Annotated in this window: 8 protein-coding genes and 1 tRNA gene; 3 read left to right on the forward strand and 6 right to left on the reverse strand. The window is 35.0% G+C overall.

What is annotated here, in order from left to right:
• Window positions 1-144: 144 nt before the first annotated feature.
• On the reverse strand, window positions 145-480 hold the full coding sequence (locus tag AC51AA_RS06355) for an alpha-amylase family protein (RefSeq protein WP_500704891.1): 336 nt from the start codon (window positions 478-480) through the stop codon (window positions 145-147).
• A gap of 317 nt (window positions 481-797) precedes the next feature.
• Here AC51AA_RS06355 and AC51AA_RS06360 point away from each other — a divergent pair.
• The 3 genes from AC51AA_RS06360 (at window position 798) to AC51AA_RS06370 (ending at window position 2593) form a co-directional block, all read left to right on the forward strand.
• A tRNA-Tyr gene (locus AC51AA_RS06360) sits at window positions 798-878 on the forward strand.
• 320 nt (window positions 879-1198) lie between these two features.
• Window positions 1199-1981: a ThuA domain-containing protein gene (locus AC51AA_RS06365; protein WP_500704892.1), complete on the forward strand. Its 783-nt coding sequence runs from the start codon at window positions 1199-1201 to the stop codon at window positions 1979-1981.
• A gap of 171 nt (window positions 1982-2152) precedes the next feature.
• On the forward strand, window positions 2153-2593 hold the full coding sequence (locus tag AC51AA_RS06370; protein WP_500704893.1) for a DUF1016 N-terminal domain-containing protein: 441 nt from the start codon (window positions 2153-2155) through the stop codon (window positions 2591-2593).
• A 447-nt stretch (window positions 2594-3040) separates the two neighbouring features.
• Here the strand turns inward: AC51AA_RS06370 and AC51AA_RS06375 are convergent, their stop codons facing one another.
• The 5 genes from AC51AA_RS06375 to AC51AA_RS06395 form a co-directional block, all read right to left on the reverse strand.
• Window positions 3041-4339 (reverse strand): family 8 glycosyl hydrolase, encoded by a 1299-nt coding sequence (locus AC51AA_RS06375; protein WP_500704894.1) that lies wholly within the window; start codon window positions 4337-4339, stop codon window positions 3041-3043.
• Between the two features lie 19 nt (window positions 4340-4358).
• A complete protein-coding gene (locus AC51AA_RS06380) occupies window positions 4359-5321 on the reverse strand; it encodes a glycoside hydrolase family 43 protein (RefSeq protein ID WP_500704895.1) in 963 nt (320 codons plus the stop codon).
• Between the two features lie 289 nt (window positions 5322-5610).
• Complete coding sequence (locus AC51AA_RS06385; RefSeq protein WP_500704896.1) at window positions 5611-8763, reverse strand: glycoside hydrolase family 2 TIM barrel-domain containing protein; 3153 nt, start codon at window positions 8761-8763, stop codon at window positions 5611-5613.
• A gap of 545 nt (window positions 8764-9308) precedes the next feature.
• Window positions 9309-10802 carry a RagB/SusD family nutrient uptake outer membrane protein gene (locus AC51AA_RS06390; protein WP_500704897.1) on the reverse strand — a complete coding sequence of 498 codons (1494 nt, stop codon included), beginning with the start codon at window positions 10800-10802 and terminating at the stop codon, window positions 9309-9311.
• Window positions 10803-10813: 11 nt separating this feature from the next.
• The gene (locus tag AC51AA_RS06395) at window positions 10814-13822 is read right to left on the reverse strand and encodes a SusC/RagA family TonB-linked outer membrane protein (RefSeq protein WP_500704898.1); all 3009 of its coding nucleotides are present in this window, start codon (window positions 13820-13822) and stop codon (window positions 10814-10816) included.
• Between the last annotated feature and the right edge of the window lie 267 nt (window positions 13823-14089).

Consider the following 14089-nt stretch of genomic DNA (forward strand, 5'->3'; position numbering starts at 1 on the left):
ATAAATTCATTATTGTCCGATAAAAACCTTTTTAAAGTTGATTAACCCAGCAATCATATTGCACTGCTACTCATACATTTCTTTTTATAAAAAAAAATCATTTAAGAAATTACTTTCAATATGATAGAGTTATGATGCTACTGATCAAAAACTATAAAACCAAAGATGATCTAAAAGATCAATTCTATTATCTAGATCATCAACTATGTGCCACATATTAGCATGACTACTGACATGCGATACATCTCCGATAGGCGTTTCACTAGGTGAAGTACTTAACACTATCTTACGCCCACATTTATCAATAGCCTTTCTAATGAGATTGATTTCTCCTTCGTGGTAAGGTCTCAACAAATTATCAATTTTAATAAAATCCACTTCCCATTGTGCGTAGAGCTCAAACAACGAATCATAGTATTGTTGTGCTCCTAGTTTATCTGCAACAATCGGATAATTATCTTTTAACCATTCGCATTGCAATGCCGTTGTATAAATTTAAAATAAACACTTAAAAGACAATAAAACTTTGCTTCTGTCCCGTCTCTTCTATAAAATCATACTTAAGGAGGTAACATTCTAAAGCAACACTACTAAAAAGTATACTATTTTAAACATATTCACCTATTTAACAAAGCAACTTTTCAACTTACATCCTTATCATTATCAATCATTTACAAAGTACTATAGCTCTCCCCTATTTTTTTTTATCAATGAAAGCGCTAATAACTTTGTAAACATCAAAAAGGTTTCTATATTTGCAACCGCTTAGCAAAACAAAGCGCAATAATACAAGCTTCGGGGAGATACTCAAGCGGCCAACGAGGGCAGACTGTAAATCTGCTGTGTGAACTTCGCAGGTTCGAATCCTGCTCTCCCCACTAAAAGGGTAAAAGAAGTAAAAAGGCAGCTTTTTCAATCTTTACAAAAACCCGTAAAAACAGTGGTAAAACCTGCAAATCTTAGGATTCGCAGGTTTTTTTATTTTACGATAGTTTTCAATCTTTATAAAAAATACTCAAAAGTTTTGTAACATACTCGTTCCACATTTGAGAAGTACTTCCCCCCACCTATATCTAATATAAAAAAATCCCTCCGGCTCTTGCTTAATAGTTAGGTCTTTATCAAAACTATTATTAAAATTAATTTCAATAATAGTTTGTTATTAATTATTTTTAACAAACTTAAATAGATTTACGACATGAATATATTTCTCAAAACTAAAAATATTTTTTCATCGCTTACACTCGGTATAATCAGTTGTTGCTGTGTTTTGTCATTTCTTTTGGTTTCTTTCCAAAAAAACAATGACAAAGGAACTTTTGCAAAAGAAAAAAAAGTGCTGATTTTTTCCAAAACCAATGGTTACAGACACGAAAGTATTCCAGAAGGTATTAATGCTATAAAAAAAATGGGATTGGAAAATCATTTTTCAGTAACTACCACCGAAGATTCGCTTGACATTAACGTTAAAAATTTAAATCAATATCAGGCTATTATTTTTCTAAATACCACGGGTGACCTTCTAGGTCAAAAGCAAAAAGAAGCTTTGCAAAATTTCATACACAAAGGAAGAGGATTTGTAGGGGTACATGCCGCTACAGACTGTGAATACAAATGGCCTTGGTATATCAAAATGGTCGGAGCCAGTTTTATATCGCACCCTTCACCACAAACTGCCAAACTTGAGGTCATCAATAACAAGCACCTCTCGACAAAACATCTCCCTACAATATGGGAAAGAAAAGACGAATGGTATAATTTCACAGATATAAACCCCGAGGTAAATGTGCTTATAAAAATTGATGAACATTCTTATACAGGAGGAAAGAACAATAATAATCATCCTATTGCTTGGCATCATACTTATGAGGGCGGCAGGGTCTTTTATACCGCCTTAGGACATACTACTGAAAGCTATAGCGAACCTCTTTTTTTACAACATTTACTCGGAGGAATTATATATGCTATGGGACCTAAATAAAATCCCAGAAAAGCTTTTTTCATCTCAACATTCAAAACAACTTTAGATTAACTATTAATTAAAAGTTATGAAATAACTAGGGCATTAAAATTTTCATAATCGAGGGTTAAAATTCCCCTATAATCTCACCTCAAATTACTCTACCCTATTTTTTAGCACTTTTTTGTATGTTTGTATATCATACAGCTAACATATTTACTTTTAACAACGCTTCAAAATCAATCTATAATACCTGACATTAAGGCCATAATTGCGACTTCAAAAGAAAGTGCAATTAGAGCAGTAGACAACGAAAGAACCATAATGTATTGGTCGATTGGCAAGCGCATTTTTGAGGAAGAACAGCAGGGAAAAGAAAGAGCTGATTATGGAACTTACCTAATTAAACTTATTGCAGTACAATTACAACCAGAATATGGAAGCAGCTTTTCAGTAAGGCAATTAGAACGGTATCGTCAATTTTACCGAACTTTTCCAATTGCGTCCGCACTGCGGACGCAATTGAGTTGGACACAATACAGATTTCTCTTAACCATTGATGATCAAGAAAAAAGAGACTTCTACATCGCTGAAAGTGTAAAAAACAAATTGCCTCTTAGATTTTTTTGGTGAATTCGTGGCACACGATGTTTTTAAAACTAAAAACTCAGCAAAACCAAAGTCTGCCAGATTTAGGTTCGAAATATATTATACACGCTGTTTTTTATTTTTAGTCGTTCCGTTTTTAATAGCTCTTTTCTCTTTACATCTTGGACAATTTATATCATCACTAACCCTGGAATACGAAGCAGCATTTTTACTCGTTTTAGTTCTTTTAAGACAATATTAAAACAAAAAAGATGAGCATTACTGCTCATCTTTAAATTGTTTTTTTACTAATACTTATTCTATTTCAACATATTAGAAATGTAAAATCTCATATCACTAAATATGAAACACTACCAAAATGAATAGTAAATTTGAGGCACTTAATAGCATACATGTTGTATTTTAATAGTATTTCGTAAAATTTGCGAGTAAAATTGGTAATAGAGCATACTATTTTCTAAAGTAGAAAAGTTACTTCACTTCTGGATTTATAATTTGATATTTCCCACTAAGATGCATTAAACTGAAAATGTACATTAAGCCGTCATAATATGGATCGAAGTAACCGTCCTCATAAGGTTCGAGCTTAGCATTCCAAATTGCGCGAACAAAATCGATACTTTCTTTATCGGGATTAACTAATGATGCTGTAGCAGATGTTGATACTAAGCCGATCGAATGTCTTAGTTTTTTCACCGACCCAGCCTGAAGAATAAAATCAGGTGTAGAACCATCCAGATTAAATTGATCTTCATATGTATCTAATCCCTTAGATCTAAGAAATTTTTGAAATCTTTTAGCATAATCTTCCTGCCATTTTTTATCTTTTCCGTACCAAGTATAATCCATAGCTATATTCATAGGAACGCGCCAAGAATCAAAACGAAAAGCAGCAGGCATCCAAGGCGTTGGATGGGGATCTCCGTTAAACTCTGTATAATCTGCATTTAAACCCGTTACAGAATGGCATGCTTTGTGTAAAAAATCACGAGAAACAGCAGCACATTCTTTATAAAACTGCTCGTGCCCATCTTTGGCATACAAGGCCCATATTTCGTAGAATGCAGGAACATGATAAGAAGGATCTGTCCAGTGATAGCCATCTCCTTCGGGCACAAAAGATATTTGCTTATGTTCGATATTTATAATATTATGGACATTATCAGTACCTTCTTTTTTCCACATGGCATCCAATATCCTCCTGGCCTCTTTGTAATAGTTTATTCCTGTATCATTACCCCATTTATTAGAAGCAAAAAGCAGACTGGTTATATAATACAATTCCCCGTCTGAAGCCGAACCGAGAGAGTTTTGTTTTTTTGTTAGCGGATTTACACTCCATGCGAAATATCCCTCTCTAGATCCGTTTTGATGTTGCATATATTTTACAGACCATTTCCAAAGGCGATCGAAAACCTCTTTTTTATTGAGCTGAACGGCAATCATCATTCCATATGACATTCCTTCCGTGCGTGCATCTTTATTTTTAACATCAGAAACGTATCCTAAAGAGTCACCCTCTTCAAAATATACTCGATTTGGCCCCACAAAAACATCATAATATGCTTTGGTTAATTTATTATCTATTTCAATTTGACTATAACCCGCTTCTTTAAAAAGATTTCGGTATTGAGGTCTTTTGAGTTCCGCTTTGTCTATCTTACTTTTATTTTGACTAATGAGAAAACCTGGGAAAACCACAACAAAAACCATTATCAAAATACGGATTCTAACCAAGTATTTATTTGCAATATTATTAGATAAATCCATGTTTTTAGTTATATTTTTTTTATTTAATTTTACTTACACCTTCAGTAGTTTGGATTATTTTTTGAATAGTACCATCCTTGTTGTAATACATATAATCTACACAAATTGAACGTCTATAACTGCCGCCTGTTGGTAAACTTCCATTGTGATAAAAAAAATATGATTTTCCTTTATAATCAATAATCCCCGGATGAGTGGTAAAACTATTTACTACATTTTCTTGGATAATCCCCTGATAGGTCCATGGCCCAGTTATATTTTTAGAGGTGCAGTATTCTATCATTTCGGGTTTAGTCCCGGCACTGGCATATACTAAATAATAAAGTCCTTTCCTTTTATACACCCAAGGTCCTTCGATATAATTTTTAGGTTTAAAAATGTTAATCGGTCCATCTACTTCTATCATATTATCTTTAAGCTTTACCCATTTACAACTTCCATTACCCCAAAACATATAAGCTTGTCCATCATCATCAACAAATACCGTCGGATCAATATCATCCCAGGCAAATTTCATATCTGTTGTCATTTCATTAATAATAAGCGCTTTTCCAATGGCATCTTTAAAAGGTCCAATAGGGCTATCCGAAACAGCTACACCAATTGCAGCCCCACCTCCGCTTACATCATCTTTTTTGTGAAACGTCGAAACAAACCAATAAAACTTTCCATTTCGCTCGATACATTGAGCAGCATAGGCATCACCAGTAGCCCATGAAAATGTACCGGGAGAAAGTGCTGCTCCATGATCTTTCCATGTAGCCATATCTGTTGTCGAAAACACATGCCAGTCAGCCATTTTGTAATTAGTATCTGCTTGAATTGCTACATCATGTCCTGTATACAAATACAATGTACCGTTATGTACCAGTGGAGCGGGATCTGCAGTAAATATATTTTTGACAATAGGATTCTGAGCTTCCATTTTAAGGAATACACAACAGCACATCAGCATAAATAACATTTTAGTTTTATTTTCCATTTTATCTTTTAGTTTATTATCGTTCTTAAAGCAATAGGGATTTGACTTTATTTCCTTTTAATCCATTTTTTTTCAATTCGTCTTTTTCTATTATTTTTTTAACGGGTATCTTTTATTTTTTAGAATTGTTTTCATTTTGGTTTCCAGAGATTCATATACGATTTTAGGGTATATGCTGTTGTTTGATCTTTGTAGCTCCCTATTTGTTCTCTATAGGGAGAGTTTGTTTGTTTTTCCAAATAATGGAAAATCCTACCTTTTGAAAATAGTACTCTTTCTTACATACAAATCAAAATAAGTTAAGCGTGTATGTAAAAGAAGTAGGCGCAGCAAAAACCTGATACTCCTCAAGCGGTCGGGGTCCGCAGCTGGCCGATCCGACACCTAGCGTTTTGGTTGAAAGACAAAACACAGTTGAAGTACTGGCAGGTAAGTCAATTTTATATTCTACCGAATGCATTTGCTCATCGGTATGAGGAAGAATAGCCACCTGCATCAATTTTTCATCTGATTTCACCATCAGTGACGGCATATCCTTACCACTGACTTCTGCCCAACTGACTTCTTCATGGTTACCACGTTCCATTGGCTTTTCATATTCGTATTGTTTATTTACATCCAATTCGTACACACCAATATCGGCCGAGCTCTTGCGATCGGAATAATTCTCGAATGGCCCGCGTCCTAAAAACTTCATGTGATCCATTTTTTTATCGAATAATATCCTAACACCAATTCGTGCTAAGTTGATACGGAAACCAACGAATCGAACCTGATTATCAACCTTTACAGAACCATCTCCCTTAATGAGATACACTGCTGTATGATAAACCCCAAAACCTTCTTTACCATCTGCTTTTGTTACAGAAGTTACCCTAACAGTTGCTTTATCAATAACTTCCAATTTAAAATCTATTACTGCATACTCAAGTGCAGTTACGCCGTACTTTTGCCACTGTTGATAAGCCCAGTCATCGTCGTTACGGTGAGAGGCGCGCCACAAATGGAGTTTTGGCGAACCATCCGCGGTTAAAAGATTAGTTCCATTCTTTGTCAGTTGACTCATAAAACCTGTTTTCTTATCAAAACTTACAGAAAAGCCTTTTCCTGAAATCACAGCTGACTGCTGGTCTTGATCTATTTTTACAGCTTGAGTGACTTTTAGCTCTTCAATGCAAGGTGTATAAATAGGTAGTAAAAATTGCTCGGAAGCGACTTCGAAACCTTTATCAGCCCAAAGCGTTTTTTCTTTTAACTTGTACGAAACACGTAAATAGTATTTTGCACCTGCTTTTGGATGCTCTATTTTATAAGGAATATTTGCCGCAAAAATCCGTTTCCCTCCCCATGTGGGACGTATCCCAATTTTACCACTATCAATTTCCTGTCCGTCTTCACTTAGACTCCAAAATAGATCAAAACCATCAAGAGAAATAAACTGGTACTTGTTTTTAATTTGAATACCCCCATTAACAGGATCCGTCAATTCACTATCAATCCATTGAAAAGCTTTTTTCATTTCAGGAAAATGTGGTTTCACATTGTTTCCTTCTGTTGCACGATCATAAGAAACCACTCCTTTATGAATGAAATAATGATCATTTGGATATTCTCCAAAACCACCTCCATAAGCTAAGATTGGGTGATTTGGATCGCGCTTGTTCCACAATGCCTGATCTTGAAACTCCCAGATCGCACCTCCCAAAATTCCAGGATTTTGATCAAAAGCTCTAGAGTATTGGTCCAGGGATCCCATAGAATTAAACATAGCATGAATAAACTCACAGATATAAAGTGGTTTAGTCAACCCCCAATTCTTGGCCATATCAACATAATCGTCTGCACTCCCATACATGCGGCCATCCAAGTCAGCAGGATTTTTTTTACCGCTACCAAATCGTTCATAGTGAACAAAGCGGGTGGAGTCTATAGCTTTAATAGTAGACATTGCAGCCTTCAAATTTGTACTAACGCCACCACCTTCATTTCCAAGAGACCATATAATTACCGAAGGATGGTTTTTGAAATTTTCAACATTCGCAACATTGCGATCAATAATAGCAGCTTTTATTGTTGGTTCTTCATCAAATCGGGTATCATAACCATGGTATTCCATATTGGCTTCGGCAACTAACCAAATTCCCCATTGGTCACAAAGCTCATACCAGCGTGGATCATTTGAATAATGGCTAGTGCGAATATGATTACAGTTTCCTTGTTTAATTACTTCCAAATCACGAACCATCTGTTCTTCAGTCACAGCATGACCTACATCAGACCAATGTTCATGACGGTTTACACCTTTCAATTTGATTGGCTCCCCATTTACCATAAAAATTCGTCCGTTGATTTCTACTTTCCGGAAACCTATTTTTGAGGATATTATTTCTCCTTCTGAATTGGTCAATACCACGGTGTATAAATTAGGCGTTTCAGCAGTCCATTTCAACGGATTATCTACTTTAATTTTTACATTCAATACTTCTTCCTTATTCGCTTTAAGCGTATTGCCAATTGTACTGCCTTTTGCTATTTCTTTGTTTTCTTTATCGTAGAGTGTAACGGTGAATGTTTGTGCTCTTGTAGTTTTATCGCTATAATTCTTAATTTTGGCTGACACATTCAATGTTGCATCCTTATATTCTTTATCTAAATCTGTTTTTACAAAAAAATCGCGAATATGGACTTGTGGAGCGCTCCAAAGCGTTACATTCCTAAAAATACCGTGTAGACGCCACATATCCTGATCTTCCAACCATGTGCCTGAACTGTATTGATACACCTCTACAGCAATCATATTTTTACCAGGCTGCAGGTATTTTGTGAGATCAAATTCTGCAGCATTTCGACTATTTACGCTAAAACCTACTTTTACACCATTAACCCACAAAAAAAACGCACTGTCAACACCATCAAACGTAATGAAATTACGACGACCTATCCATTCTTTAGGAATAGAAAATTCCCTACGGTAACTTCCCACAGGATTTCGTTCTTTAAATGATGTATACGATTTATCAGGCTCACTCATTACATTTGGAAAGTCTTTTTTGATGGTATAACCCAAATTTCTGTAAAAAGGTGTTCCGTAGCCTTGTACTTCCCAGTTAGAAGGAACTGTAATTCCTTTCCAGTCAGATACATCATAATCAGACCTGTAAAAATCGATAGGGCGTTTTTCTGGGGTTGGGACCCAGTTAAATTTCCAGAGTCCATTGAGCGATTGACAAAATGATGAAGCATGGCGTTTGGCTGTCAAAGCTTCCTGCAGGTTGCCATATGGCATTAATGTGGCGTGATAAGGTTCTTTGTTAATGCCGAGTAATTCGGGGTTTTGGATTTCAGATGGGGTTAGATCATTTAAGAGAGCCCCTTGAGCAGCGGCCCGGTTCAAGAAAGCTTGTGATAATAAAATAAATAGTAAAAAAGTTTTTTTTTTCATCGTTATTAATTGTTTTATCAGTTTTATTGAATAGGCTATTTACAATCAGAGATGGTTTTGTTATGCACAACTCAAAGAGTAAACATCCTTTTTTGGAGCAATTAAAGTCTTTCAAATTTGAAAGAAGTTTTCTTTAATTTCAAAATAGTTTTTAGTTGCATCTAACAGTAGTTTAAGTTTGACGCACTATATTTCACCCAATACATATCATATTACGGTTATCTTCGGATGAATTAGCTTTCGTGTCTACATCAGCCGTTTTATATTTTCCTGTATCGGTAATATTCTCTCAAATCCTTTTAATTTTTTTTTAACCTCAAAATAGAACAAGGAGTTGGTCGTATAGTCCATCACAACAATTGTTTTAGAATTTACTTTACTTATTATATTATTTTAAAGCCCTACTGGATATCAAAGGCGCATTTTGAGTTTGTTAAATGATTAGAAAAACAGAAAGCATCTGTACTTACTAAATAATAAACAGCGCTGTTTAATGCGCTGTTTACCAAAAACTAACTGAACTAAAACCACCAAAAATTAATTATTTAGTAACCAGGATTATTATCACTTGGTTTTATATTAGGATTTGAAGATGTTTCTCTATTTGGTATAGGCCATAACTCATTTTTACCAGCGGCAAAACCAGTTCCTTGAAGTTCGGTAGCAGCAATTCCCCATCTGATCAAATCATCAAAACGGCTTTGTTCACCTGCTAATTCAACCTTACGCTCCTGAACAATTGCTGTAAAAACAGCTTCCTTGGTCGGCGTAATCACGGTTAATAAACCCGCACGATCTCTAACTTCCTTAATATAAGCGATGGCAGCCAATTGAGAACCTCCTGCTCTTTGGCTTTCACATTCTGCTTTCATAAGCAAAACATCTGAATAGCGCATAACTTTGAAGTTGATACTAGATTGAGTAGCTTCATCCTCTTTTTTGTAATAGTTTTGATACTTTTTCCAACCTGCTCTTCTAAGACCTGCAGCTGTATTAAAATTATTGGCTGTCATAGTACGAGCTCCATTTAAATATTTAGATCCCGGCAGATAAAAAGTATCTCCAAAACGTAAATCACCAGCTTCATAAGAATTTAAAAGATTGTCTGACGGATATACATTGAACCAGTTTAAATTACCATATTCCTGGCCTCTAAGAGTAGACTCAGCAAAACCAGTTCCGCCACTATTACCTGCATCATCCCATTTATTGCCAACTCCGTTATTTTCATTAAATTCAATTTCAAAAATGGATTCTTTCCCATGCTCGGTTTCTTCCATGAAATTGTTGTAAAAACTCCCTTTATCTTCAAGACTAAATCCGGTAACATTACTAAATGCAGTTAAGGCTTCATCATATTTTTTTTCGTAAAGAAACACTTTGCCTAAATAAGCATACGCAGCTTCTTTGGTTGCTCTTCCTTTTACTTCTGTATTCTTTGACAACAGGTTTTGAGAAGCAAATTGAAAATCCTCCCTGATCAAATTATAAACATCTGCTTTAGGACTTCTTGATTTACCTACAATAGTACCGGTTTTATAAATTGGCAAATCACCAAAGCGATTCACTAATAGAAAATAGTAATAGGCCCTTAAAAAATGTGCTTCTCCTAAAAATTTATTCTTTGTCTCTTGTGGTAAAACTGAATTTGGTAAAGCATTAATTTTTTCAGCATTATCTAACACAAAATTAGCTCTAGATATTCCCAAAAAACAGGATTCCCAATAGTATTGAATAATATCATTACCCGCATTAAAAGAAAAATCCTGGAAAGGTTTTTTATTCCCTTCTAATTGAGGATTTCCAGAAGCATCTTGTGCCATAAGGTCCATGGCGAAGGAAAGATTTCGTGCATAAAGTCCTCGAGTCTGTAAATTGGCATAAGCTGCATTTACAGAAGACTCCACCTGCGCTTGAGTTTTAAAGAAGGTCTCGGACGATAATGTGTTTGGATTAGTTAATTCTAATTCTTGAATGTCACATGAATTTAATGTATAAATTCCGAACAATGCTGCAACTATATAGTTTGTTTTTCTCATTATTTTATATATTAAAATTTAACATCAAGTCCAAAAATTACTGATTTTGGTTGTGGGTATCTTCCCAGGTCGATACCCGCTGAATTTGCATTGGCATCTGCACGTGCAATTTCAGGATCTAAACCAGAATATTTGGTTACGGTTAATAGGTTTTGCCCGCTTATATAGAATCTTATATTTGAAAAATAGCTATTGAATGTATCTCCTGATAATGTATACCCTAAAGTAACATTTTTCAATCTGGTATAAGAACCATCTTCAATATAACGCTGATTAGCTGAAGACCAGTTTATATCAGCACCTTGTGCTCTTGGTAAAGTAGCAGATGGATTGGTAACAACTCCGTTTATTACAATTGCTCGGTCTAAAACTTCTGTACCCGCATTAAACAAACGATTCATTCCTGTTAAATCAAAAGTATTCGCATTATAAATATCATTTCCCTCAACTCCTGTTATGAAACAATTAAAATCGAATTTTTTATAAGCTGCCGTAAGATTTAAACCGTATGTAAAATCCGGATATGGATTTCCAATATTTGTTTTGTCATCTGAATTAATTATTTTATTACCATCACGGTCAACAATTTTAATATCACCTGGTTTAATAATAGTCTGACCAGATCCTAAAACAGCGTCTACTTCAGCTTGATTTTGATAGATTCCGTTGGTTTGGTACCCATAAAAATAGAACATTGGTTGCCCTACTTCAAGTCTTGAGAAGCTCTCTAAACCTGCTCTTCCTGTCGGACCTCCTACTACACTGGTTAGTCCTGGAGCTAAACCAGTCACTTCGTTTTTACTTGTTCCCAAATTCGCTATGGCAGACCATGTAAAATCTCCTTTTCTATCATTGTATCCTAAGGATATTTCATATCCAGCTACTTTTACATCGGCAACATTTTGAATTTGAGTTCCTCCACCAGCAGAGCCTACAGAAGCCGCTAATGGTACAGCAAAGAGAATATCGCTGCTTTTATTGTTGAAATATTCAAAAGATCCCGTGAATTTTTCATCAAACAAACCAAAATCCAAACCTATATTTCTGTCTTTTTTAGATTCCCATTTCAAATCAGGATTAGAAGCAACTCCCAAAGAAACACCCGGTACATTTCCTCCATTAATTGGATAATTATAATCAGCCAATAATGTAGCACTATATTGATAATTGTCTATTCGATCATTTCCTGTTGTTCCTGTACTTGCTCTAAGTTTTAATGTACTGAAAACAGAATTTGTCATAAATTGTTCTTTGGCTATATTCCAGCCCACCGCAAAGGAGTAGAAATTACCCCAACGATTATTTGCTCCAAAGCGAGAGGAAGCATCCCTGCGTCCAGAAACAGCAAATATATATTTATCATCATAATCGTAGTTGATACGAGCGATATATCCAATATTTTTTTCTACAAAATTCGAAGAACTCAAACTTCCCTCATTATAACGTAGCTGATCAATTTCATCAGAAATACTGTAGCGACTTCCAGCAGCTAAACTTTGTCCTTTTCCATCAATTTTGGTTATAACTCCTAATACTTCAATATTATGCTTGCCAGCAAGGGTAGTTTTATACGTTAAACTATTATCAAAAACAATGTTTTGACCTTGGGTATTTGTTTCATTAGTTGTTGAGAAGGCTTGTTTATGATAGGAACCATCATTAAAACTAGGTACAAATGTGTGGTCTTTACCTGTGTAGTAATCTAATGATACTTGTGATCTAAATTTCAAACCTTTATAGAGCTCTAATTCAGCGTAGATATTTCCAATTATAGATAAATTATTAATTTTTTGATATCCTAGATTTGCTACACGTAAAGGGTTTTCGGCGTCATTACCATCAACAGCACTAGGCCCCTGATATCCACCTAAATTAGTGTCATTGTATATCGGTAAATAAGGCGCCATTTTAATAGCATGTTCTAACAATGTTCTTCCTGATCCGCTGCGCTCTGGATTGATCGTACTAAAAGAGACGCCAACATTACTTCCTACTTTAAGTTTACCAATATTCTGTGTGTTATTAGCTCTAAAGGAATAACGCTCAAAACCAGTATTTATAACGGCTCCTTCTTGCTTTAAATATTCAGCAGAATAACGACTTGTCGAAGTCTCTGTACCATTTGAGAAACTCAAATTATAATCTTGCATCAAACCAGTTTGAAAAATTTGATCCTGCCAGTTGGTATTTCTATTTCCAAATTCAGCAGCCCTTGCCGTTAAGTCACTACCCAAATCTTTAGCATACTTTAAATATTGTTGTGTGTTCAATACATCATATCTTTTGGTAATAGTCTGAGAACCAATATAAGTACTGAAATTCAGCTGACCCGGACCTTTTTTTCCTTTTTTTGTAGTAACCATAATGACCCCATTAAAGGCTTTCGAACCATATAAAGCTGTTGTTGAAGCGTCTTTTAATACAGATATACTCTCAATATCATTAGGACTTAAGCCCGAAAGATTCCCCGTTAAAACGCCATCAATTACATACAATGGAGCACTGTTTCCCATTGTTGCTAAACCACGGATATTAACGGTAGGACTCGAGCCTGGAGCGCCATTTACAACCGTAACACCTGCAGCTCTACCTTGCAATGCAGACTCCGCATTAGTAATAGGTACGGCGGCAATATCTTTTGCACTTACCGTTGAAATAGCTCCCGTTATCTTAGCTCTCTTTTGGGTTCCATAAGCAATTACTACTTCGTTTAAGTTTTGTGTCGACTGAGCCAATACAACATCAATTGTCGCTCTGTTGCCTACGGTAATGGTTTGCGAAATCAATCCTACAAAAGAATACGTTATTTTGTCTGTAGGACTTACCTCTTTTAAAGAGTATTTACCATCAAAATCTGTCGATGCATTATTTTTCGACCCCTCTACATTAACACTAGCTCCAGGCAGGGGAAATCCTGAAGGATCTGTAATTATCCCCTGTATAGTCTTTGATTGTGCAATCAGATTCTGACTGCTAATGATCAGCAATGCAATTATTGCAATTTTGAGTTTTAAAATCATTGTAGTTTTTTTTGGTTTTAAATAGTTATTCAGTAGTAAAAAATCGTTTAATCCTTATATTCTTTTCTAGACAATAGTTCGTCTTGATTTAAAGCTATTATGATATATATTCCTATTTTTTAGACAATAAAGCCGTTGACTCATCTAAAAATTTATTTTAAATTACTATTTGAGAATATTTAAAACAAATATAAAAAAACAAATGTAAAAACAATCGGTTGTTTTAATATTATTATAAGATATTTATAAAAAAAACACATTTAAAAT

Source organism: Flavobacterium sp. OHVDL-2026-0007 (assembly GCF_059882335.1).